The sequence below is a fragment of the Vibrio sp. R10-SG-ISO4 genome, from assembly GCF_059834135.1.
The window spans coordinates 138,444-160,661 of sequence record NZ_JCBDHJ010000008.1; the positions used below are offsets into that span (position 1 = coordinate 138,444).

The following is a 22,218-nucleotide window of genomic DNA, read 5'->3' on the forward strand; positions in this document are numbered from 1 at the left end:
TCTTTATCTATTATCCGTTTATTTTTTAATGGCTTTTTTCTTCGATAGAAGAAATCAACGCCTGAGCAAATTTTTCAGCAATTGCTTTGCGTTGTGAAGGCGCAACATCCTGATTTAAGACATTGGTTGCGATATTTCCTGCGATCATAAGCGCCAGTTCTGGACCCGCGGCATGTTTGTCTAGGATAGCAGCCACTTCAGTTAAGATCTGTTCTACTTTCTCGTCGCTGTATTTAGATGTAATCGGCATAAAGACTCTAATGATGATAGTAAAGCGGCTTATGATACCCTACAATGCGATGCAACTGAAACCTACCCAGCGATAAAAATCACATGAGTTTGCACCTCTCTCACGTAATCTTACATCAACTTCAGAAAAATGATTCCGACGAGCTCATCGTCAATTACCGCAGTGCTTCTCTTGCCAATGATGCGTCGACAGAAAACCTCGTCGCAGAGCTGCATCGCGTGTTTCATTCTAAAGCGGGAAAAGGCTTTGGCTGCTTCAAATCAGACAGCGAATTTCAGCACTGGTTGCATGAACTGCGTAAAGGGGAGCGCGATTTTTACGACTTCTCACAAGTCAGCGCCAAGCGCTTAAAAGATGAGTTAGCGAAATACCCCTTTGCCGATGAAGGCATCTTGGTGATTGCACAGTATCAATCACTCGCGACTGATTACTTGTTTGTCGCCATCATTCCGTCTAATCAGAGCTTAAAGGTCACCGAAGGGCTGGACATTAGCGCCACCGATTATCTCGATCTTGGCAAAATGGACATTGCCGCGCGTATCGACTTGACGGCTTATGAGACCGATAAAGAGTCCAACCGCTATCTTGCCTACATCAAAGGGCGAGTAGGGCGCAAAGTGGCAGACTTCTTCTTGGACTTCCTGCAGGCAGAGGTCGGGCTCGACAGCAAGCAGCAAAACCAAGTGTTGATGCAGGCTGTGGATGATTTCTGTGCTGATTCCAAGTTAGAAAAAGACGAAGTACTGAGTTTTAAAAAGCAAGTGGCGGATTACTGCAGCGAGCAAATTAAAGCCGGCGATGAAGTCTACGTGAAAGAGTTGTCTGGTGAGTTGTCCCCCTCGCATGATGGCACAAGCTTTTTGGATTACACCCAAGAGCAAGGCTACCAACTTGAGGAGAGTTTCCCAGGAGATAGAACCGCAGTTCGTAAGCTGACCAAGTACGTTGGCGCTGGCGGTGGCCTGAGTATTAACTTCGACAGTTTGCTGCTTGGCGAGCGTATTTTCTATGACCCGGAAACCGACACCCTGACCATCAAAGGCACACCGCCGAACTTGCGCGAGCAACTCAATCGCAAATGATGCATCGGTAAAGAGCAGAGCTTAGCTCAATCCCTATCTATGAGCCCGCGTATGTCGCGGGCTTTTTGTTGCGTTGTGCCACAGACAAGAGGAAAGAGCGAGTGCAAAGCCGCTTTCTTCAGCAGAATGTAAAAAATCGGTATATGATTGTATTTACGGACATTGTTTAGGGCATACACATGGATAGTAGCAGGCTCAGGCTAGGTGGGATGGTCGTCTTACTGTGGATTGCAGTAACAGCAATTTTAGTGAGCAACTATCGAGTCCTGGGCGAATCTCATCAGCGGATCACCGAATTGCGTAACGCGGTTGAAGAGCTGCGTAGCACCTTTCACCTCTCCTCCGCGTATCGGCCAGAAGCGACGGATCAGCAAGAGCTGAATCTGCAACTGATTTATGCGCTGCAATTGCAGATTGAAGCCAATTATGAGCAAAGTTGGTACTCCCCTGATGTTAGCCAACTGCTTTTTTCACTGGATAAATACATTGCACAAGCGAAAGCCTACCTCGACAACGACCTCCTTATTCAAGAGCTGATTGAAACCATCAAGCAAGCGAGGGGCAAACAGGCCGATTCGCCACTGTTGACGCAAACCTACTACCGGTTGAGTGCGTTGGTGCTTGAAGAAGTGTTTGGTACGCATGACGATAGCCCACGTCTATCGCGTGAAATGGACAGTATTTATGTTTGGTCAACGGAACTAGAGGGCACACAGCAACAAGAATTGCAGCGTGTACTCGCGTTGGTGGCTCAGGTGTTGGGGACGTACGCGAAAGGTCTGCACTTGGTTGAAGGGCTGGTCGGGCATGATGTCAATATTCAAATTGCTTCCTTGGGCGAGGCGTACCACCAAAGCTTGGAGCGTCATGTGCAGCTTGGATTAGTCAGTTCAGCTCTCGCCATCACGGCGCTGGTTTTACTAGTGATGAGCGCACGAACGGCGGCGCGTTCACGTTTAGCGTCAAATGAGCCGATGGTTGATCATCACAACAGGGTTGAGGTTGACAAAAAAGACAATGAACTCGAGGAAGTAGAGAGTCCTATGGAACCAGAGCCGATTATCGATACACAAGCTATGTTGAGCTCGCTCAATGGTGATACAGAGTCAGTATGCATGCTGCTGGAAGTATTTGTGGAAGATCATCAAGATGACGTCAGTACCATTGAACGGTTGATTGTTGAATCCCCCGAGACTGCACTGCGCAAAGCGCACAGTTTAAAAGGTGTGGGGGGAAACTTAGGTGCGCCGCTACTCAAACAAGCCGCTGCTCACGTTGAAAAAGCGATCAAAGAGACGCAAACCGACCTGTCTGATGAGCTCAACGAGCTACAGCATGTCCTTGGCCAGGCGATTGACGAGGCGAAACAGTTCTTAAAAGCGAATCAGCTTTAATTGAGAGCGATGAGTCAACAAAAATGGCCATTCCAAGTGGTGTCCTTAGCGATGGAAAAGATCATACGTCAATCAGAAGCCCCGTGTTAAGTTTGGTTCTGACTTGTCGACTACTTCCCCCGTAGATGCTTTGTTTTCTTTCTGTTCGGTTTGAACGATCAGTAGTGTCGTCGTTGAGAAAAAGTGAGAAAACAGTCAGCTAACGCGATTCTAGCGCTTAGCGAGACAAAACTTACAAAAATATGGCATTTTTTGCTTGAGATTTTGAGCTGAACATTGAAAGATGAGTGATTCCTTTTTTAGATTACATGGAGAGTTGAGAATGAGAGTAGGTTTAGTCGGTTGGCGTGGCATGGTAGGTTCTGTCCTCATGCAGCGCATGGTGGAAGAGAAAGATTTTGATCTCATTGAACCGGTTTTTTACAGCACTTCTCAAGTCGGCATCCCAGCTCCAAACTTTGGTAAAGACGCGGGTTTGCTGCAAGATGCGTTCGATCTAGAGAGCCTAAAACAGCTTGATGCCGTCATTACTTGTCAAGGTGGCAGCTACACGGAAGAAGTGTATCCGAAACTGCGCCAAGCAGGTTGGAAAGGCTACTGGATTGATGCAGCCTCAACACTGCGTATGGCTCAAGATTCAATCATCACGTTGGATCCGGTCAACTTGGCGCAAATCCAACAAGGTATCCACGCGGGCACCAACACGTTTGTTGGTGGTAACTGCACGGTAAGCTTGATGTTGATGGGCTTAGGTGGCTTGTTCGAAAAAGGGCTGGTGGAGTGGACCAGCGCGATGACGTATCAAGCGGCGTCTGGTGCGGGTGCGCAAAACATGCGTGAGCTTATCTCGCAAATGGGCGTGATCAACGACTCAGTGAGCTCAGAGCTGGCCAACCCTGCAAGCTCCATTCTGGATATCGACCAAAAAGTGGCGGATACCATGCGCAGCGATTCGTTCCCAACGGATAAGTTTGGCGTGCCGCTTGCGGGCTCATTGATACCTTGGATCGATGTGAAACGCGACAATGGTCAGAGCAAAGAAGAGTGGAAAGCGGGTGTCGAAGCGAACAAGATCCTAGGTTTCCAAGCGTCACCTGTTCCTATTGATGGCACATGTGTTCGTATCGGTGCGATGCGTTGTCACTCACAAGCGTTGACCATCAAGCTCAAACAAAACGTGCCGATGGATGAGATTGAAGAGATCATCGCCACGCACAATGACTGGGTGAAAGTGATCCCGAATGACCGTGATATCACGGCAAAAGAGCTGACTCCAGCGAAAGTGACGGGTACCTTATCGATTCCTGTCGGCCGTCTACGTAAGATGGCAATGGGTGATGACTTCCTCAACGCATTCACCGTCGGTGACCAGCTGCTATGGGGCGCGGCAGAGCCGTTGCGTCGTACGTTGCGTATCATTCTAGCGGAGAAATAAACCCTCAAACCCGAGTGTTGGTTCCCTATCCTAAAGCGCCTCTTTGCAGGCGCTTTTTTTATTGGTGATTGTTTTATCGGTGATTCACAAAGTGCTTAGACTTTTTCTTGAACTGGGGCGGTTACGCGCTTATCGGGATCGGCGAGTTCACTGCCACAATGCTTGCAATAGAGCGCGTCAGACTCATGCCCCGATTTTGAGCAGTTTGGGCATTTGACCAAGGTCTTGTGTGATTTCATCTCTTGGTTGATTTCAGCGGTGATGATGCCAGTGGGCACCGCAATGATCGAGTAACCCAGCAGCATGGTAATGGCCGCGATGGTTTTACCTAGACCGGTTTGCGGCACTAAGTCGCCATAACCTACGGTGGTGATGGTCACGATGGCCCAATAGATGCTCATGGGAATGCTGGTGAAGCCGTTATCTGGTCCTTCAATGACGTAGATGAGGGCGCCAAAGATGGTGACCAAGATGGCGACATTGGAGAAAAAGATAAAGATTTTGCGCCGAGAAGTGAGCAGAGAACGCAGCAAGATGTTGGAGTCTTGCAGATAGCGAACCAACTTAAGAATGCGGAAAATACGCATCACTCTGAGCAGTCGGATCACGCCCATAAAGGTCGCCGAAGGAAAGAAAAACGCCAAGTAAGTGGGCAAGATAGCCAATAAATCAATCACCCCATAAAAACTTTTCGCATAGGCGAGGGGCTTTGGCGAGCAGTAGAGCCGCACAAGGTATTCGAGCGTAAACAGCGCAGTAAACGAGTATTCCAGCACTCTTAATGTACTTTTCCATTCCTGCGGCACGCTAGGCAGTGATTCAAGCAATAGAACGATCAGCGAGGCAAAAATCGCTACGATAAGCGCCAAATCGAAGCGTCGACCCGCCTTGGTATGCGTGCCAAAGATGATGACATAGAGATGGTGTTTTAAGGGATCGGATTTCATGACCTAGCCTAGTGACAAACGACAAGGTCAGAGTATGAGCAAAGCTGAAAGGCGTCAACCTTGCTCAATGTATGTTTGATCAACGCCTTAGTGGGATTCTAAGGGATTAGGCGAGGCCAGGAAATAGATTGCGTAACCCGTTGGCAATGAACTCGATGCCCAGAGCACCAAGAATCAAGCCCATGATACGCGTAATCACGTTGATGCCGGTTTGGCCAAGGAATTTCACGATCAAAGGCGCAGAACGAAACAGCAGCCAAGAGCACAAGCAAAACACCGCGATGGTAATGATGATACCTGTGGTATCCATCATGCCCGGGTAGCGTGAACCATAAACGATGGTTGAACTGATCGCACCAGGACCGGCCATTAGCGGCATCGCTAATGGCACAACACCGATTTGTTCGCGGCTGACGTACTCCGATTTTTCCTGCTTGTTCTGCTTATCTTCACCGAGCTTACCGCTCATCATCGAAAAGGCGATGCTCAGCAGCAGTAAACCGCCTGCCACACGAAACGAATCTAGAGAAATGCTGAACATATCGAGCAACATCTGCCCGCCGAGTAGAGAGACGATCAGAATAACCGCGACCGCCGCGTTGGCTGTGGTTGCGGTTTTGTGTTTCTCTTCGAGGGTCATATGACCGGTTAACGAGACAAACACCGGCATGATCCCCACCGGGTTAACGGCGGCGACTAAACCGAGAAAAAACTGTAAAAAAATCGCTAATTCAAAGGTTTGCATCTAAGCATGTCCACATTAGGCAAAGGGGTAAAAAAGTCACGCGGAATATAGTCTAAATTCACGCAGATAACGAATGAAAAAAGCTAATCTGTCGCCTATACCATGACTGAGAATTTCTAATTATTCCTGACAAAGGGATCGTGCCTGACATGTTTTGTTAACCAAAAGAGGCGTAAGATGAGCTACAGTTTTACGATGTTGTTAAGTTTGCCACAAAATCATGTCTTCAAGACGCCATTTCATCTAAAAATGACGTAACTTGTAGTGTGAGTAGCACGAATTTTGTGAATTACATGTAAGTTTGTGGTCAAAAAATGAAACTTTTTTACAATCTATGCTTGTTCAACGAGTTCGATTGATTGATTGCTGTTATTTTATTCAGTTCGAATTTGTGATTTAAGTCTTTATAAATTAGTGGTTTATGGTGATTTGTGCGATTCGCGTACCACTAACTAGGTAAATAGTTTTTCAGAACTGATCTGGGTCAATTTTTTTCACAACCTGAAATAATATACTCAGCCCTGAAAGCAATTTACTAAGAAAGCTGTGATTGACTGCCCAAGATAAGCATGCAGTTGGCTTAATAAAAAGTTTTTAATATTTGTTAATTTTAGGAGATTTCCCTATGCCTGTTACTAATATAGCCGAGCTAGATGCAATGATTGCACGCGTTAAGAAAGCGCAAGAAGAGTTCGCAACTTACTCTCAAGAGCAAGTTGACCAAATCTTCCGTGCTGCTTCTCTTGCTGCGAACCAAGCTCGTATCCCGCTAGCACAACAAGCGGTCGAAGAATCTGGTATGGGTATTGTTGAAGATAAAGTAATCAAGAACCACTTCGCTTCTGAGTTTATCTACAATAAATACAAAGACGAAAAGACCTGTGGCATCCTAGAAGAGGATGACAACCTAGGTACTATGACTATCGCTGAGCCTGTGGGCATCATCTGCGGTATCGTACCTACCACAAACCCAACTTCTACAGCGATCTTCAAATCTCTTATCTCTCTGAAGACTCGTAACGGCATCATCTTCTCACCACACCCACGTGCGAAAAACTCAACCAACGATGCAGCGAAACTGGTTCTAGAAGCAGCAGTAGCAGCGGGCGCGCCAAAAGACATCATCGGTTGGATTGACCAACCATCTGTTGAGCTATCAAACGCGCTAATGAAGCACGATGACATCGCACTTATCCTTGCTACTGGTGGTCCAGGCATGGTTAAAGCCGCTTACTCTTCTGGTAAGCCAGCAATCGGTGTTGGTGCAGGTAACGTTCCTGTCGTTATCGATGAAACGGCTGACGTTAAACGTGCAGTGGCTTCTATCCTAATGTCTAAAACATTCGATAACGGCGTAGTGTGTGCTTCTGAGCAGGCAGCAATCGTTGTTGACGAAGTTTACGACGAAGTGAAAGAGCGTTTCGCAACGCACAAAGCGGTTGTACTGAGCAAAGCTGACGCGGATAAAGTACGTAAAGTTCTACTTATCGACGGCGCATTGAACGCGAAGATCGTTGGTCAGCCAGCAGCAGCAATCGCTGAGATGGCGGGCGTGAAAGTTCCTGCTGACACGAAAGTGCTTGTTGGTGAAGGTCTTGGTAAAGTGTCTTACGAGGACGCATTTGCTCACGAGAAACTCTCTCCAACGCTTGGCTTGTTCCGTGCAGACAACTTCGAAGATGCGGTTGCTCAAGCAGTGACTATGGTTGAAATCGGCGGTATCGGTCACACCTCTGGTCTATACACTAACCAAGACACAAACGCAGACCGTATCCGTTACTTTGGCGACAAGCTAAAAACAGCTCGTATCCTAATCAACATCCCGACGACTCACGGTGGTATCGGTGACCTGTACAACTTCAACGTTGCACCTTCTCTAACTCTAGGTTGTGGTTCATGGGGTGGTAACTCTATCTCTGAGAACGTAGGTCCTAAGCACCTAATCAACAAGAAAACTGTAGCGAAGCGAGCTGAAAACATGTTGTGGCACAAACTACCTAAGTCTATCTACTTCCGTCGTGGTAGCCTTCCGATCGCGCTTAGCGACCTAGAAGGTAAGAAACGCGCATTCCTTGTTACTGACCGTTTCCTATTCAACAACGGTTACGCAGATGACGTAGTACAACTACTGAAAGCACAAGGTATGGAAGTACAAACGTTCTTCGACGTTGAAGCTGACCCAACGCTATCAGTGGTTAAGAAAGGTGCTGAAGCGATGCAAAGCTTCCAGCCTGACGTTATCCTAGCACTTGGTGGTGGTTCACCAATGGATGCGGCGAAGATCATGTGGGTAATGTACGAGCACCCAGAAACGCACTTTGAAGAGCTTGCAATGCGCTTTATGGACATCCGTAAACGTATCTACAAGTTCCCTAAAATGGGTAAAAAAGCTGAGCTTGTTTGTATCACCACAACTTCAGGTACAGGTTCAGAAGTGACACCATTCGCGGTAGTAACTGATGACGAAACTGGTGCTAAGTACCCACTTGCTGACTACGAGCTAACACCTCAGATGGCGATCGTTGATGCTAACCTAGTCATGAACATGCCTAAGTCTCTAACCGCATTCGGTGGTTACGATGCTGTGACTCACGCTCTAGAAGCTTACGTATCAGTTCTTGCGAACGAGTACTCTGATGGTCAAGCTCTACAAGCACTTAAGATGCTTAAAGAGTACCTACCTTCAAGCTACGCGAACGGTGCAAACGACCCAATCGCTCGTGAGAAAGTACACAACGCGGCAACTATCGCTGGTGTAGCATTTGCGAACGCATTCCTAGGTGTATGTCACTCTATGGCGCACAAGATTGGTGCTGAGTTCCACCTACCACACGGTCTGGCGAACGCACTACTGATCTCTAACGTGGTACGTTACAACGCGAACGACAACCCAACTAAGCAGACTGCATTCTCTCAATACGACCGTCCACAAGCACGTCGTCGTTACGCTGAGGTTGCTGACCACCTAGGCCTAAGCCAAGAAGGTGACCGTACTGCTCAGAAGATTGAACGTCTACTAGCGTGGATGGATGAGTTGAAACAAGACCTAGACATTCCAGCGTCAATCCAAGCGGCGGGTGTTGCTGAAGCTGACTTCCTAGCGAAGCTAGATGAGCTAGCGGTTGAAGCGTTCGATGACCAATGTACTGGTGCGAACCCACGCTACCCTCTAATCTCTGAGCTGAAAGAAGTTCTAAAAGCTTCTTACTACGGTAAAGCATTCGTTGAAGGTGAAACTTTCGAAGGTACAACTGTTATCAAGAAGAAAGCGGATCAAGAAGCAGCGAAAGCAGCACCAAAAGCGAAGAAAGAAAAAGCGGACGCATAAGTAAGCCGTCACGTTGAGATAGGTTTTCGCTAGCACGAAACCTACGCTTTGAAATCGAGCCCTAGCCCTGTGCTGGGGCTTTTGTTTGTCTGCTCATATTTTGTGCTATCCATGTTGGTGCTATTCATATTGGTGGCGTAAAAAAGCCGATGCAATTGCATCGGCTCATTACTCATCTCCAATAGCCTACCCAATCAGGCTATTTCTCTTCGTCTGGCAGTTTGACGTTGAGCTCGAGAACGGAGATGTCGTCATCTTTGTGCTCAAACGACAGGTCGACCATCGATGGGTCAATGTCGACATACTTCGCAATGACCTTCAGAATATCTTCTTTAAGCTGAGGCAGATAAGACGGCGCAGGGTCGTTTTGACTGCGACGCTCGGCCACAATGATTTGCAGTCTCTCTTTGGCTAAATTCGCAGAGCTCTTTTTCTGCGGGCGGAAAAACTCAAGTAATGACATGCCTAATTAGCCTCCAAATAGTCGTTTAAAAATGCCTTTCTTCTGCTCTGTGAGGAAGCGGAAATCCACTTGCTCACCGAGAAGACGCTCAACCGTATCATTATAGGCCATACCGGCGTCGGACTCGTCGTCGAAGATGACCGGCACCCCTTTGTTAGAGGCATTCAAAACCGCTTGGCTCTCCGGGATCACGCCGAGCAGGGAAATGTGCAAGATCTCTTCGACATCTTCCACGCTGAGCATTTCACCTTGATTTACGCGCGCAGGGTTGTAGCGCGTGAGTAGCAGGTGCTGTTTCACCGGCTCTAAGCCTTCTTCTGCGCGACGGGATTTAGAATCGAGAATACCCAGGATACGGTCGGAGTCACGTACAGAAGAGACTTCTGGGTTGGTGGTGACAATTGCTTCATCAGCAAAGTACAACGCCATCAAAGCGCCTTGCTCGATGCCTGCTGGTGAGTCACAGATAATGAATTCAAAACCCATCTTATCCATGTCATCGAGCACTCGGCGTACGCCTTCTATGGTGAGGGCGTCTTTGTCACGAGTTTGAGAGGCGGGCAAGATGAACAAGTTGTCGGTACGTTTGTCTTTGATCAGCGCTTGATTGAGCGTTGCTTCGCCATTGATGACGTTAACAAAGTCGTACACGACGCGACGTTCGCAACCCATAATCAAGTCAAGGTTACGCAGACCAATATCAAAATCGATCACAGCGGTTTTTTTGCCTTTCATCGCAAGGCCTGAAGCGATAGCAGCGCTAGAGGTGGTTTTCCCTACGCCGCCTTTTCCTGATGTGACAACAATAATGCGTGCCATTCGTTGGTTCCTTTAAACTATTAAATTGTTAACAGCTCGAATTTAAGTGAATCGTCGCTCAAGCTGAACATCACTTTCTGTTGCCAATATTCCTCGGCAAACTGTTCCGTAAGCCAGTAGTGCCCAGCAATAGACATCAATTCTGCATTGAGTTTGTTACAGATGATGACGGCGCCCGTGTTGCCACTGGCCCCTGCAATAGCGCGACCACGCAACGTGCCATGGATGTGAATCGAGCCATCGGCAATCACCTCGGCACCTTCACTGACATGATTGAGTACCACTAAATCCGCGTCTTTGGCGTAAATCTGTTGCCCAGAGCGCACCGGGGTGCGAACAATTTTGGTGGGCGCTAAGGTCGCGGGCGCTTTTGTGGGGGACTTGCTTGCCGTCATCACGGCGAACTTAGCGTCAGACGCTAAGTTTTGTGTACGTTTGTCTGGGCATCCCGTCACCCCAACAGGTATCATGCCCGCTTGGGCGATGCCTTGCTTTAGCTTTACAAAGTCCAATTCGCCCGCCACCTTTGAAATATTGATCACCACAGGTGCGTGAGCAAAAAACGCAGGTGCCGTTTGCACTTTCTGTTGTAAGAAGTCGATGCATTTGTCGACATCGTTATCGCTAAGGTGCAAAACGGACAAGGTGAAACTACTGCCTTTCAAGTCAGGCGAAGCGGCGCTGGATGATTGGGACGGTTTGGATGGAGCGGTGACGCTCTCTGACCCAATGGTCTGTGGCCTGCTTGTATTGGGCTCGGTCATATTCGACATATAGGTAAGTGGCAACCTCTTAAGGGCGTTGCTTGGGACTAGGGGACTCATGTTATATTCCCTCCCTAAGCTCAGCAAGTTATCTTGCGCTCAATTGGGTGTTTTGCTCTCAAAAATAGCGAAACATTGACGTTTAATGACAATGAGATAAAAACATAGACATGCTTTGTGCAATTTATAAGAGTTCAAAAAAAGAGGGCGCGTACCTCTACTTACCGAAAAAGGACGATTTTTCGCAAGTTCCTGACACACTGATGCAGATGTTCGGTAAACCTACAATGGTGATGATGGTGAAGCTTGACGGGCGCAAGTTAGCACAAGTCGACATCGAAAAAGTGAAGCAATCCATGCAAGATGAGGGCTTCTTTTTGCAACTGCCACCCCCACCGAAAAACCTGCTTGATGAATACAAAGAGCAGAAAAAAGCTCGCCAGCAGTCGAATAATTCATAGTTCTAAAGACTCGCTAAAATTGCTCAAGGAGGGCAATGTGAAAACAATACTGTCAGCTGTTCTAGGATTGACACTTTCAGGCACTGTGTTGGCAACGTCAGTGTCTGCGAGTGAGGTGTCATTTGATGATTACATCCAAACACTCAGAGATGAAGCCAAAGCGATGGGGATTGCTCAGCCCGTCATCGATGAGGCATTTGCCAATGTGACTCATAAACCACGCGCCGTGACGGCCGATAAGAATCAGCCAGAGAGAAAACTGACCTTAGATGAGTACATTCCACGTGCCGTACCAAAATGGAAAATCGATCAAGCCAAAGCTCTTTACCAAAAGCACCACACTGAGTTGACTCGCATTGGCGAGCAATATGGTGTGCAGCCGCGCTTTATTGTTGCGCTGTGGGGCGTTGAGAGTAACTTCGGAAAATTTACCGGCAATTACCCCGTCATTGATGCACTCGCGACCTTGGCGTACGACGGCCGCCGTGAGGCCTTCTTTCGCAGTGAAACCATGGCCGCGTTACAGATCTTAGAGCAGGGCCATATTGCTTTTGATGACTTTAAAGGCTCATGGGCAGGGGCGATGGGCCAGTGCCAGTTTATGCCGAGCTCGTTTTTAGCCTTTGCTGCGGATGGTAACGGTGATGGTAAAAAAGACATCTGGACGACAGAAGCGGATGTGTTTGCTTCGGCGGCCAATTATTTAAGTCAATCCGGTTGGGACGATACCTACACCTGGGGACGTCAAGTGACGCTTCCCGCTGGGTTTGATACGTCAATTCAAGGGCGAGCGCCGGACAAAGCCAAATATTTGCAACAGTGGGCGTCAATGGGGATTAACCGTTTTGATGGCCGACCGCTACCTAAGCTCGACCAAGATATCCAAGCCTGGTTGATCGCACCCGATGATGGGAATGGGCGTGTTTATTTGGTCTACAATAACTATAACGTACTAATGAAATGGAACCGGTCTTACTACTTTGCGCTGGCTGTTTCACACCTTGCGGATGCAATTGTGATGTGATGCGGTAAACAAAAACGACGAATCCTCCTACATTCAGTTGCGCTTAGCTTGACGGTGTCTATATTTGATTGACAATAAATAATGTAGCATTATCTAAATAAGTGATTGGTTTTGTAGCAATGACTGGAGCGCGATGAACGTACACCACTTTGTAGCGGATAAATTATCCGAAGTCGTCTTAATGAAACAGCAGCGCCAGATGATGATGATTCGGGTGCTCGCTGTCTTAGGTGTCTCCTTCCTTGCGGCCTTCTCTGTCTATAGTTTTTATCGCGGCGATATTGAGCTGGGCACAACGCTGGCCTTTTACTCCTTGGTTGGCATCGTCACCATCAAAATGATTAACCTGCAACATCGCTTTGGTCTTGCTGGGCTATCTTTTATGATCTACTCCTTGAGTTTGTATCTTATTTTTACTGGAGGGTATGAAGGTACTGGCATTATGTGGGTCTACCCACTGTCTGCCATCGGCATATTCATCAATAGTTTTCGTGTTGGAGTGGGGCTCTCGGTACTGAATATTGTCCTTACTTCCTTGATCTTCGCCTTTGGCTTGACGCAGTTTCCGTACCCATACCATGTAGGGTTTCGCTTGGTATTAACCTTGGTCGCGATGTCAGGTATGTGTCACATCGTGATCTATTTTCAAAGTCAAATGGACGACTATATTTTGAAAATGGATCAAGAGGGCATTCAAGAACTGGCTTACATTGACTCGCTCACCCAACTGGCGAATCGAGCAAGCTTTATGTCGGTGTTGTCTCACGCGACACGCCTTGATGAAAACAAACACACCGCGATCATTTACCTCGACTTAGATAACTTTAAAGCGGTCAATGACCGTTATGGTCACGATGTCGGTGACAACGTACTGTACGATTTTGCCAAGCAAACCAAAGCCATCGCGCAGCAAGCGTTGGGCGAGCGACTGCAAAAATACGACATTGCCCGCTTGGGCGGTGACGAGTTTGCCATTTTTGTGCGCGATTATGAGTCGGAGCAAGAGGTGGTTGATTTGGCAGAGCAAGTGGTCGCGCTCTTTTATGGTCACCATTTGCAATCACTGAACAATATTCACGTCGAGATTGGCGCCAGTGCGGGTATCTCATTTAACAATGAGACGATGACTTTAAGTCAGTGTTTGAAAGTGGCGGACAGAGCGATGTATCTCGCCAAAGAAGCCGGGTCGGGTAATGTTAATGTGGCTAAAACAGCCTCAGAGCGGCGAGAAGAAGCGCTGCTCTGAGGAAGGATAGAGCGCTAGTTATTTGGTATGAAATTGCTCACACGCTAGCATTGTATTCTCAATCAAGCTCGCCACCGTCATTGGCCCAACACCACCCGGGACTGGCGTAATAAAGCTGGCGCGCTCTTTGGCTTTATCGTATTCCACATCGCCGACCAACTTGCCTGACTCCAAGCGGTTGATACCGACATCGACCACGACCGCACCCTCTTTGATCCAGTGACCTGGAATAAAGTTAGGTTTACCTACCGCAACCACCACCAGATCCGCTTGACGCACATGACCTTCTAGATCTTGAGTAAAACGGTGACAAGTCGTGGTGGTACAGCCCGCAAGCAGAAGCTCCAATGTCATTGGTCGACCGACAATGTTGGACGCGCCTACTACCACTGCGTGTTTGCCACGAAGATCGATGTTGTAGCGATCAAGCAGGGTGATGATGCCTTTCGGCGTACAAGAGCGCAGTTTTGGAATGCGCTGCGCTAGGCGGCCCACGTTGTAAGGGTGGAAGCCATCGACATCTTTCTCCGGATGAATGTGTTCGAGCACGGCGGTAGAGTCGATTCCCGCTGGTAGCGGAAGTTGAACCAAGATGCCGTCAATCTCATCGTCTGCGTTCAGTGTGTCAATCAGTGCAAGCAGCTCAGTTTGACTTGCGGTGGCAGGGAGGTCGAATGATTTAGACACAAAGCCCACCTCTTCACACGCGCGGCGTTTGCTGCCGACATACACTTGAGACGCCGGATCTTCACCAACGAGAACCACAGCCAAGCCAGGGGCACGTAACCCTGCGTCTAGGCGCGCTTTCACACGAGCCGCCACTTCGGAACGGACGGTTTGAGAAATCAGTGTTCCATCGATATTTTGAGCAGTCATGACTTTCCTTTAATCACAATGGCGAATAATTTGTGGCGCATTGTCGCAAATAATTGAATGAACATCCATAAGCAAACGTTTGCTTCGGGTTGTTTTTAAACACCTCAATCGCCAATGCCCCTTTTTTAGTCACTTAGATCATAATGATACGAAAAGGTCTTGTGTTAAGACCTCGAACTCGTATAATCCTGTCCCTGTAGCGCGCCCTTAGCTCAGCTGGATAGAGCACGTCCCTTCTAAGGATGTGGTCGTAGGTTCGAATCCTACAGGGCGTGCCATATATCAGAAAAAAGCCCGATAATTCAATGAGTTATCGGGCTTTTCGTTTTTCTGTGGTGCCTCTGTGGTGCCGCTGAAATCTATTTTTATCAACTTTTGTTAAACCCCACCTATTTTCAACTCTTCGCTTTTTTCGAAACATCACTCTCTTTTTGTCTATCCGATCGCTTGCTTCATCTATTCAAAATGATACCTTCTATAACTGAGCTATTAAGTAACAAGTTGCATGGAGTTTGCAGTGGCAGGGTTGAGCCAAAAACAGACAGACGAGTTGATGAGTATCGGGCTTGATGTTCATCAAGTGAAAGCGTGTGAAGAGATACTAATCCAAATTCCAAGTGACACCGATCTTGCGTCAATTAAGCGCCTATCTAAAGCGTTGCAACAAGCACAGTCAGGCTTTAACGATATCAGACATAGCGATCCCAATTTCTATGACGAAATAGAGCGGCAACTTCAAAGCAAAGTGGCATGGTCACGCTCGCTATTAAGCACCATAGCTGAGACATTAGAGGGAGTTCACGCTCAGCAACAAGGTGTCTACGTATCAGAGGTGGATTTTGATTCCAATGAACAAGTAACGCGGGTTACGACTCCCAAAAGCAGGGACTTTCGTCGCTATCAAGCCCTGACAGATCTGTGGCGTTCATGGGGCAAATTAGTGAAAACCACGAAAGATTCTGAATTTTTATCCTTTCTTACGATTTGCCTCAAAGGTCGCTTTTCTTTTGACGGTGTCGCTAGTGTTAGAACTCATTACCTCAGGTATTTTTGGGGTAAAACGAAGGAGGTCTCGACAGGTGACACAGAACACAAATCAGATCTCTTGGAGGTTGAGATTACTCTGAAAAACGGACAGAAACAGGTCGCGCGTATGAGAGTCCCTAAAATGGATGCGTTGGACAAGGATATTCGCCAACTCAAGAAAAGTCGAAGCTAGCCAGCCACCGACAATTCATAAACGTGAAGGGAAAAGAGGGATGTTGATACCGTTTGGCTTGAAGGATGATAAATACCTAGACATTAGTGAGGTGCAACGGGGTAGAGCATGTGTTTGTCCCAGTTGCAAACAAAACCTTGTGGCTAAAAAAGGGCCCAATCCGGATAAAATGATCCACCACTTTGCCCATGACAAAAAGTCGAAAGATGAAACGGGTGAGCCGATAGAGTGTCAATATTCATTCTGTGTGGTAGCAAGGCTTGTGATTAAGCAATGTTTAAAGGAGCTGGACCAGTTTGAGATACAGTTGCCTGATTGGAAGCTTGAATTAGAAAAGAGAGATGATTACGGAAGGGAGGTCACCGTCTCTGGATATGTGACTCAAGCACATCATTTAACGATTGATGATTTTGAAGTCGAGCCTTCGGGGCACTATTCAGATCTCGATATCCTTTGTCGCATAAATGGGTATTTGGTCGGTATCCACTTTAGTTATCACGGCAGGTCAATGATTGGGGGAAACGAAAATTTTAGTGCCGTTTCAATTGTGGATATTGATTTAGAGCCCTTGCAAGACCTTTACGATAGTTTTGACCATAAAGAACATGAATCATTTAAATCACTGGTGATGGACTATGTACTGAACATCGGCCATAGATCTTGGGTGACTCATGCTCGCTATACCGCCAGATATTCAGAGTTGACCGAAAAGCTAAACTTACTCGTAGAGGAATCCAATCTAGCACCGCCGAGAGGCCACATAGCCTAAAAGCCTATTGTTAATACGATTCAGCATCAACCTTATAAAAAGAGCTCATGCTCGTATGCAAGGGAAATTGAATCTTCAAGTGTATAAGGCCATAGGTAAAGTCAAAATTAGCAGTCAATGCCGTCATATACATGATAGACGGGGATTTGCTGCAGTATCCAACAAGTGTCATAATGGGCCGTTTACTAATACTCTGATTTTCGGTTATTTATTAGTGCAGCGTCTTAGTGGGTGTAAGTATTAGGCGGAAGGATGCGAGTTGGAAAGGCGGCTTGTTGCCGTACATAAAGCGTTATAGCCCATCATGTCAATAAATTGGGAGAATTCTTTTTGAGTTCAGACATTATAGAATTATTAGAACAAGGTGAGAGTGCAACAGTCGAGTTTTTGCTACCTGAAATAGAGCCAATGCGTCTGGCCAAAACAATTGCTTCATTCGCTAACTCTGGTGGTGGAAAAGTTTTGCTTGGGGTCCGTGACTCAACTTTCGCTCCGGGTATTAAAATAGAGGAAGCTCAATTACTAACTTTGAAGGCCAAGGAATTACTTAGCGAACCTGACATATTTGAGGTTGAAAATATTAGTTTTAGGGTTTTGCTGAACATATGTGTCATAACTGTTCAGGCTTCGTCGTCATTAGTTCTTTGTAGTGATGGTGCTTATCATAGGGTTACTGGCAAAACTAAAGCGATGAATCATTATGAAATACAAAGAAAGCTCTCACCAGATGACACTTCATTAAGTAAGATCTCGGAGGTTCTTGAAACACAGACAAAAAAAATCGAGCAGCTTACTGCTGAGTTAGCCGAATCTAATACTCTAAAGAGCAAACTTAAAGACCATCTATTAGGAGCAATTGTTGGTTTGGTAATTGGTGCGATAGGAGCAGGTATAGGGCTATAACAAGCGCTTTAAGACGGATTCACAACGCGTGGCATTTGTAATTTGCGGTAAATTTAGTGATTTAGGTGGTATGCGGAAGCATCGTATTGCGTTGCTCACCACTTAAGCGTGCGTTAGGCAAACTATTCAAACTTATCGTATGTCTGATTGAACTTGGTTATTATATGGTCTTTCATCCTATAAAGTATAAAGGGCAAATTTATGCGAAATATTCTGCTGGTTTTAGCTAGCTTTAGCGTTTTATCTGGCTGTACTTCACTAAAACATAATGGTGGAGGTGTTGAAGAAACACTTATTGATCACCCGCCGATTGGTGTTGAGGCTGTAGCTTATGTGGGTGATGAAATGCTAGCGAAAGGAAAGCAAACCACAGTGAATGCGATATCTTTGAAGCACAGCACCTCCGTAGGTGTGCTCGGTGGGTACACTTTTTCTCCGGGCATTTATACACAAATAGGGCATAGCAAAAACAAAATCTTCTACACACCAACTCAGCACGGTATGGTACAGCCTAGCGCACTAGCAGACCCGTATGGTGGTATGTACGTTGATCAAAAAAATCGTGAAATTTGTGGTGTTTCTACTTTAGGCGGTACAGTCTGTACATCTGCTGAGTTTGAAGAAATAAAGCATACTACGAATGACAGGTTGTCTTTTCAACAGACATTACTTTATTCAGGAAAAGTCGGAAACAAAGTAAATATTAGCTACCGTGAGTTTAGTAATGGTCAAGCGCGAGCAGCTTTTACAAATGATGTTGAATATGACTTAAATTCTTCAAAAGTCATTGGCTACAAAGGGGCGCAGCTGGAGATTATCGAGGCGAATAACCACAGTGTTAAGTACAAAGTACTGCGAAACTTCCGATAAACCGGTTGCCTAAAAGTTGCTCAACAGGGACTCCTAAGGCTTGGCGACTTCAGTCGCAATTTTCGCTACGTGTTTAAGGCACAATATTCATGTCTGGCGGCATCGCGTTGTCGCCCGTTAGCAAGGCGTTATGCTACCTTGTCTATACGGTGTTCCATAAGTTTGGGTTTCTGATATAATTTCGGTTTTAAGTATCGGTATTAATTATGAAAAACACAGCTGGCTTGTTCGTAGGTTCTTTGCTTTTATTTAGCTCACCTTCCATTGCAAAGCCTGATGACTTTGTCAAAAAGACTGGCGATCAGTTTTATGTAGGCGCAGATTTAACTGCGGCAAATAATATTGATGTTAGCATCAATGGTGAATCGGCTGACGAATCTGCAGATATTGGGTTCAATTTTTTAGCGGGTTATGAATTCAATACGCATTCGCTAGTAAAAACGAGTGTAGAAGCAGAATATAGAACGTTTGGTGAAGTTGATAATACAGGGACTTTGAAAGTTGACGGTGATGCTTTCTTTGTGAATCTGAAAGCAAAACTATTTGTACTGTATGACTTCGGTAATTTGTACTTAGCGCCTATGGCAGGCATCGGTCATGTATCAATAGATGGCTCTGGAAACAATATCAGCATTTCAGAATCTCAAACAGGCTACCAAGCGGGTTTGGAAGTTGGTACACGTTTAAAGCAAGGCGTTGATTTAAACTTGGGCTATCGTGCTACATTTACATCAATCAGCCAAGCTGGAAATGATATCGATGTAAACCTATCAGGTGCTTATGCTGGTGTAAGGTACCACTTCTAAAACAGTAGCATCACAAAGCATTTAAGAGTGATTCGCAACGCTCGGCATTTTCGCTTCGCTCAAGTATAGCCGAGCGTAGCTCACACCTTAACACGGCGTTAGCAATGCAAATAAGGAAAAAAACACATGAAACTAAAAGCAGATATAACGGTGTTAGATATTCTTGGGCATCTACTGATCTGGCTTGTTCTTTCAATTGTAACTTTTGGGATCGCTTTGTTCTTTTTGCCCTATTCATTTTGTAAGTTCATTATCAACAGAGCCTCAGTTATTGACGAGTATGGTGTCGAACGGAGGCTAAGTTGCAACATAGACCTATTTGGTGATTTGGGGCATGTGATTCTGTGGGCAATTATTTCACTTATTACGCTTGGTATTGGCTACATCTTCTACTTCTATAAAGTATGGAATTACGCCTTAAACAATACCACGGTAAACTGAGGCAATATTGCTAACAAATCGCTTAACAGGGACTCCTAACGCTTGGCCACTTTCATGCAAATCAGCCTCGGTGTTTAGGGCACAAATTTTAAATTGGGTGGTATAGCGTTATCGCCCGTTCGCAAGGCGTTATATGCTATTGTGCCGATCTCCATCAAGGTTCTCATTAGTTCTATTTAGTAAAGTCCACGCTGTACTCTAATTTATCTACAAACCATCGAATGAAAAAATATCTTTTAATTTTGTCGGCTTTGTTGGCAAATTCAGCTTATGGTAAATCGCCAGATGAGCTTTTAAATGGGCTTAAACCGGATTTGAAAAGCTGGGTTGAGAAGTCTTGTAGCAAGAGCTTAGGTCCCTCTCTTTGGTCCAGCTGCGTTACTCGTGAGGTTAATGCTCTAAATGGTCACTTTCCGGACCTTTCTATATTGAGCAAGAATCAAAAAACGTGGCTAATGAATTCATGCCCTAGTTCGCTAGGTCCAAGCTTAACTATTAGCTGCTATAACCGAGAGTATGAAGCGTTGGGGCATATCCCCTCTTTTTCTGGTTTATCGGAGCAGCAGGCTAATTGGGTAAAACAAAGTTGCTCTACATCTTTGGGACCATCTCTATATGCTAGCTGTTTGAATCGTGAAATTTCAGCTGTCAAAAATGCTGGTACCCCTTAAAATGGTGGGCTTTGGGGGCATGTTAGCGCTCTGATATAACTCAATATCTATGCTATCCGTTCCCGCACCAGCCCTTTAAACCAAAGGGCTGACGGCTTGCCGCTTAACTCTCTACACTAAAAACCGTTCCCCTCTTCTGATTGCCGTTAAACCTCATCATTCGTAGTCTGAACTTATCCAATTCGGATGATTTCAAACTAGGAAGATTAATTATGAGTAATTCAGAAATTTCAAAGTACGGCAAGAAGTTGAACCGTAAATCAGCAGCAGAGTATTTGGGTGTGACAGAAGGGACGCTCGCCGTTTGGGCATCAACTGGACGCTATCGCCTGCCATTTATCAAAGTGGGCCGTAAGGTGTTTTATACACTGGCTGACCTTGATGCTTTCCTTGAAAGCCGAGTTCAAACACAAACGGCATAAGGAGTGACTATGGATTGTGTTGTTGAACAAGTAAGCCAATTACACGACACGGTGAAACCTAACTACCCTGACTTAGATGCTAGGTTTAATCCGTTACCTACATCAAGAAACCTGCAAGCGCTGTTAAAAAGCAATGGTATCGATGTAGTGGTTAACAAAATGAATATGGAAGTCGAATTGTTTGTCGATGGCCAAATGCTCGACAAAACAGCCGAGCAAAAACGTAGCTTGTTGATTGATGTTTGTGTTCGAGGTGGCTTCAAAAAAGAGATTCTAGCCGATCACCTTATGTCGTTGGCTGAGAACAACAGTTACCACCCTTTTGCCAATTACCTGCATGAAAGTAATTGGGACGGTATCGACCGTATGACACCTGTGATTGACGCCATGAACGCGAAGGATAAAGAGCTTGCCAGCTGCGTGATGCGAAAGTTTTTTATCGCGGTGGTGGCATCGGTATTTGAAACACCATTTAGCTCAAAATTGATTCCGGTTCTTCAAGGCGGGCAGTCGTTCAGGAAAACGGCGTTTATCAAGCGATTTGCCTCCGTGTTTGAAGGGGCGTTCTTGGAAGGGCAAGAGATCAACCCTGACTCTAAAGATTCAGTTATTAGCTGTATTAACAGCCTGATTGTTGAGCTCGGTGAGTTAGAGCGTACCTCTCGAAACAGCCAAGGAAGCCTCAAGGCGTTTATTACTAAGGAGGTGGATACTGTGCGACCCCCTTATGGCGCGAAGGATATTAAGAAACCTCGTCAAACGTCGTTTATTGCGACTGTTAACGTGACTGGCTTTCTACGTGATGAAACTGGATCAAGTCGATATGCCGTTATCGAGCTGGCCGCGCCTATCGACATGGAACTGGTAAACCGTACCCTTGGTTGGCGATATGACAACGGTAGGCTAAGCCACCGTCATCCAACAGAACTCAAGCAATTTTGGCTTCAAGCCTATGAACTATACAGGTCTGGTGAATCTTGGCACTTGACGGATACTGAGCTTGAGTTAGCCGCAAAGGTCAACAACGAGCACAATGCCAAAAGTTCTTACTATGAAGCCATCGTTGAGCGCTTCCTAATCGATGACCCTGAAAAGTACGTTTGGGAGTGGGTGACGGCTTCGGAGGTGTGTAAACACATCAATGTGCACGTAGATAAAAATAGAATCGTGGGTAAAGAACTTAAACGACTGGCACAAGAGGAAGGGGCGATTGAGTCTAAGGCTGGCAGGTCAAACACTACTCTATACCGCTTGCCTGTTTCCGTTCGTATTGCAGCCTGATT

General features: G+C 46.2%; 22 protein-coding genes and 1 tRNA gene. 16 read left to right on the forward strand and 7 right to left on the reverse strand.

Annotated elements, in window-relative coordinates:
* Positions 1-25: 25 nt before the first annotated feature.
* A complete protein-coding gene (locus tag AC6R03_RS04455; protein ID WP_334552646.1) occupies positions 26-250 on the reverse strand; it encodes a YejL family protein in 225 nt (74 codons plus the stop codon).
* A gap of 83 nt (positions 251-333) precedes the next feature.
* Here AC6R03_RS04455 and yejK point away from each other — a divergent pair, with 83 nt between their 5' ends.
* From yejK to asd, 3 genes are all read left to right on the forward strand, one after another.
* Positions 334-1,332: a nucleoid-associated protein YejK gene (yejK, locus tag AC6R03_RS04460; RefSeq protein WP_487901073.1), complete on the forward strand. Its 999-nt coding sequence runs from the start codon at positions 334-336 to the stop codon at positions 1,330-1,332.
* A gap of 179 nt (positions 1,333-1,511) precedes the next feature.
* Entirely contained in the window at positions 1,512-2,726 is a 1,215-nt protein-coding gene (locus AC6R03_RS04465) for an Hpt domain-containing protein (RefSeq protein ID WP_500632236.1), read from the forward strand.
* A 322-nt stretch (positions 2,727-3,048) separates the two neighbouring features.
* A complete protein-coding gene (gene asd, locus AC6R03_RS04470; protein ID WP_334552638.1) occupies positions 3,049-4,161 on the forward strand; it encodes an aspartate-semialdehyde dehydrogenase in 1,113 nt (370 codons plus the stop codon).
* A 95-nt stretch (positions 4,162-4,256) separates the two neighbouring features.
* Here asd and AC6R03_RS04475 read toward each other — a convergent pair whose 3' ends face one another.
* Together AC6R03_RS04475 and AC6R03_RS04480 are read right to left on the reverse strand one after the other, a co-directional pair.
* Complete coding sequence (locus AC6R03_RS04475) at positions 4,257-5,108, reverse strand: ion transporter (protein ID WP_500632235.1); 852 nt, start codon at positions 5,106-5,108, stop codon at positions 4,257-4,259.
* A 106-nt stretch (positions 5,109-5,214) separates the two neighbouring features.
* Positions 5,215-5,853: a YchE family NAAT transporter gene (locus AC6R03_RS04480; RefSeq protein WP_500629045.1), complete on the reverse strand. Its 639-nt coding sequence runs from the start codon at positions 5,851-5,853 to the stop codon at positions 5,215-5,217.
* 625 nt (positions 5,854-6,478) lie between these two features.
* On the opposite strand from AC6R03_RS04480, the gene adhE reads away from it, so the two are divergent.
* Positions 6,479-9,181 carry a bifunctional acetaldehyde-CoA/alcohol dehydrogenase gene (gene adhE / locus AC6R03_RS04485; protein ID WP_500626054.1) on the forward strand — a complete coding sequence of 901 codons (2,703 nt, stop codon included), beginning with the start codon at positions 6,479-6,481 and terminating at the stop codon, positions 9,179-9,181.
* Positions 9,182-9,380: 199 nt separating this feature from the next.
* Here the strand turns inward: adhE and minE are convergent, their stop codons facing one another.
* Genes minE through minC form a run of 3 tightly spaced genes read right to left on the reverse strand, consistent with a single transcriptional unit; the run spans position 9,381 to position 11,287 of the window.
* Positions 9,381-9,644 (reverse strand): cell division topological specificity factor MinE, encoded by a 264-nt coding sequence (gene minE / locus AC6R03_RS04490; RefSeq protein ID WP_334552630.1) that lies wholly within the window; start codon positions 9,642-9,644, stop codon positions 9,381-9,383.
* Between the two features lie 6 nt (positions 9,645-9,650).
* A complete protein-coding gene (minD, locus tag AC6R03_RS04495) occupies positions 9,651-10,463 on the reverse strand; it encodes a septum site-determining protein MinD (protein WP_500632234.1) in 813 nt (270 codons plus the stop codon).
* A 20-nt stretch (positions 10,464-10,483) separates the two neighbouring features.
* Positions 10,484-11,287 carry a septum site-determining protein MinC gene (gene minC, locus AC6R03_RS04500; RefSeq protein WP_500632233.1) on the reverse strand — a complete coding sequence of 268 codons (804 nt, stop codon included), beginning with the start codon at positions 11,285-11,287 and terminating at the stop codon, positions 10,484-10,486.
* A gap of 110 nt (positions 11,288-11,397) precedes the next feature.
* Here minC and AC6R03_RS04505 point away from each other — a divergent pair, with 110 nt between their 5' ends.
* The 3 genes from AC6R03_RS04505 to AC6R03_RS04515 all read left to right on the forward strand — a co-directional run bounded on the left by AC6R03_RS04505 (position 11,398) and on the right by AC6R03_RS04515 (position 13,958).
* The gene (locus AC6R03_RS04505; RefSeq protein ID WP_487901077.1) at positions 11,398-11,688 is read left to right on the forward strand and encodes a YcgL domain-containing protein; all 291 of its coding nucleotides are present in this window, start codon (positions 11,398-11,400) and stop codon (positions 11,686-11,688) included.
* Positions 11,689-11,725: 37 nt separating this feature from the next.
* Positions 11,726-12,712 (forward strand): lytic murein transglycosylase, encoded by a 987-nt coding sequence (locus tag AC6R03_RS04510; protein ID WP_500632232.1) that lies wholly within the window; start codon positions 11,726-11,728, stop codon positions 12,710-12,712.
* 133 nt (positions 12,713-12,845) lie between these two features.
* Positions 12,846-13,958, forward strand: coding sequence for a GGDEF domain-containing protein (locus tag AC6R03_RS04515; RefSeq protein WP_500632231.1), 1,113 nt, complete (start codon positions 12,846-12,848; stop codon positions 13,956-13,958).
* 18 nt (positions 13,959-13,976) lie between these two features.
* Here AC6R03_RS04515 and folD read toward each other — a convergent pair whose 3' ends face one another.
* Positions 13,977-14,834 (reverse strand): bifunctional methylenetetrahydrofolate dehydrogenase/methenyltetrahydrofolate cyclohydrolase FolD, encoded by an 858-nt coding sequence (folD, locus tag AC6R03_RS04520; protein ID WP_487901080.1) that lies wholly within the window; start codon positions 14,832-14,834, stop codon positions 13,977-13,979.
* 201 nt (positions 14,835-15,035) lie between these two features.
* Here folD and AC6R03_RS04525 point away from each other — a divergent pair.
* From AC6R03_RS04525 to AC6R03_RS04565, 9 genes are all read left to right on the forward strand, one after another.
* Positions 15,036-15,112, forward strand: a tRNA-Arg gene (locus tag AC6R03_RS04525).
* Between the two features lie 227 nt (positions 15,113-15,339).
* On the forward strand, positions 15,340-16,053 hold the full coding sequence (locus tag AC6R03_RS04530; protein ID WP_500653640.1) for a hypothetical protein: 714 nt from the start codon (positions 15,340-15,342) through the stop codon (positions 16,051-16,053).
* A gap of 40 nt (positions 16,054-16,093) precedes the next feature.
* Positions 16,094-16,822, forward strand: coding sequence for a competence protein CoiA family protein (locus tag AC6R03_RS04535; RefSeq protein ID WP_500632229.1), 729 nt, complete (start codon positions 16,094-16,096; stop codon positions 16,820-16,822).
* Positions 16,823-17,152: 330 nt separating this feature from the next.
* Positions 17,153-17,725 carry an AlbA family DNA-binding domain-containing protein gene (locus tag AC6R03_RS04540; RefSeq protein WP_500632228.1) on the forward strand — a complete coding sequence of 191 codons (573 nt, stop codon included), beginning with the start codon at positions 17,153-17,155 and terminating at the stop codon, positions 17,723-17,725.
* A 201-nt stretch (positions 17,726-17,926) separates the two neighbouring features.
* On the forward strand, positions 17,927-18,595 hold the full coding sequence (locus AC6R03_RS04545) for a hypothetical protein (RefSeq protein WP_500632227.1): 669 nt from the start codon (positions 17,927-17,929) through the stop codon (positions 18,593-18,595).
* A 206-nt stretch (positions 18,596-18,801) separates the two neighbouring features.
* Complete coding sequence (locus tag AC6R03_RS04550; RefSeq protein WP_500632226.1) at positions 18,802-19,401, forward strand: outer membrane beta-barrel protein; 600 nt, start codon at positions 18,802-18,804, stop codon at positions 19,399-19,401.
* Between the two features lie 126 nt (positions 19,402-19,527).
* Positions 19,528-19,842 (forward strand): DUF6693 family protein, encoded by a 315-nt coding sequence (locus AC6R03_RS04555; RefSeq protein ID WP_500626065.1) that lies wholly within the window; start codon positions 19,528-19,530, stop codon positions 19,840-19,842.
* An 883-nt stretch (positions 19,843-20,725) separates the two neighbouring features.
* Positions 20,726-20,935 carry a helix-turn-helix domain-containing protein gene (locus AC6R03_RS04560; protein ID WP_500626067.1) on the forward strand — a complete coding sequence of 70 codons (210 nt, stop codon included), beginning with the start codon at positions 20,726-20,728 and terminating at the stop codon, positions 20,933-20,935.
* A gap of 9 nt (positions 20,936-20,944) precedes the next feature.
* Positions 20,945-22,216 (forward strand): VapE domain-containing protein, encoded by a 1,272-nt coding sequence (locus tag AC6R03_RS04565; RefSeq protein WP_500653641.1) that lies wholly within the window; start codon positions 20,945-20,947, stop codon positions 22,214-22,216.
* Positions 22,217-22,218 lie beyond the last annotated feature (2 nt).

Excerpts from the sequence above, each read along its gene's own strand:
- AC6R03_RS04455 (WP_334552646.1), bottom strand. The coding sequence starts at position 250 with ATGCCGATTACATCTAAATACAGCGACGAGAAAGTAGAACAGATCTTA.
- yejK (WP_487901073.1), top strand. The coding sequence starts at position 334 with ATGAGTTTGCACCTCTCTCACGTAATCTTACATCAACTTCAGAAAAAT.
- AC6R03_RS04465 (WP_500632236.1), top strand. The coding sequence starts at position 1,512 with ATGGATAGTAGCAGGCTCAGGCTAGGTGGGATGGTCGTCTTACTGTGG.
- asd (WP_334552638.1), top strand. The coding sequence starts at position 3,049 with ATGAGAGTAGGTTTAGTCGGTTGGCGTGGCATGGTAGGTTCTGTCCTC.
- AC6R03_RS04475 (WP_500632235.1), bottom strand. The coding sequence starts at position 5,108 with ATGAAATCCGATCCCTTAAAACACCATCTCTATGTCATCATCTTTGGC.
- AC6R03_RS04480 (WP_500629045.1), bottom strand. The coding sequence starts at position 5,853 with ATGCAAACCTTTGAATTAGCGATTTTTTTACAGTTTTTTCTCGGTTTA.
- adhE (WP_500626054.1), top strand. The coding sequence starts at position 6,479 with ATGCCTGTTACTAATATAGCCGAGCTAGATGCAATGATTGCACGCGTT.
- minE (WP_334552630.1), bottom strand. The coding sequence starts at position 9,644 with ATGTCATTACTTGAGTTTTTCCGCCCGCAGAAAAAGAGCTCTGCGAAT.
- minD (WP_500632234.1), bottom strand. The coding sequence starts at position 10,463 with ATGGCACGCATTATTGTTGTCACATCAGGAAAAGGCGGCGTAGGGAAA.
- minC (WP_500632233.1), bottom strand. The coding sequence starts at position 11,287 with ATGAGTCCCCTAGTCCCAAGCAACGCCCTTAAGAGGTTGCCACTTACC.
- AC6R03_RS04505 (WP_487901077.1), top strand. The coding sequence starts at position 11,398 with ATGCTTTGTGCAATTTATAAGAGTTCAAAAAAAGAGGGCGCGTACCTC.
- AC6R03_RS04515 (WP_500632231.1), top strand. The coding sequence starts at position 12,846 with ATGAACGTACACCACTTTGTAGCGGATAAATTATCCGAAGTCGTCTTA.
- folD (WP_487901080.1), bottom strand. The coding sequence starts at position 14,834 with ATGACTGCTCAAAATATCGATGGAACACTGATTTCTCAAACCGTCCGT.
- AC6R03_RS04530 (WP_500653640.1), top strand. The coding sequence starts at position 15,340 with ATGGAGTTTGCAGTGGCAGGGTTGAGCCAAAAACAGACAGACGAGTTG.
- AC6R03_RS04535 (WP_500632229.1), top strand. The coding sequence starts at position 16,094 with ATGTTGATACCGTTTGGCTTGAAGGATGATAAATACCTAGACATTAGT.
- AC6R03_RS04545 (WP_500632227.1), top strand. The coding sequence starts at position 17,927 with ATGCGAAATATTCTGCTGGTTTTAGCTAGCTTTAGCGTTTTATCTGGC.
- AC6R03_RS04550 (WP_500632226.1), top strand. The coding sequence starts at position 18,802 with ATGAAAAACACAGCTGGCTTGTTCGTAGGTTCTTTGCTTTTATTTAGC.
- AC6R03_RS04555 (WP_500626065.1), top strand. The coding sequence starts at position 19,528 with ATGAAACTAAAAGCAGATATAACGGTGTTAGATATTCTTGGGCATCTA.
- AC6R03_RS04560 (WP_500626067.1), top strand. The coding sequence starts at position 20,726 with ATGAGTAATTCAGAAATTTCAAAGTACGGCAAGAAGTTGAACCGTAAA.
- AC6R03_RS04565 (WP_500653641.1), top strand. The coding sequence starts at position 20,945 with ATGGATTGTGTTGTTGAACAAGTAAGCCAATTACACGACACGGTGAAA.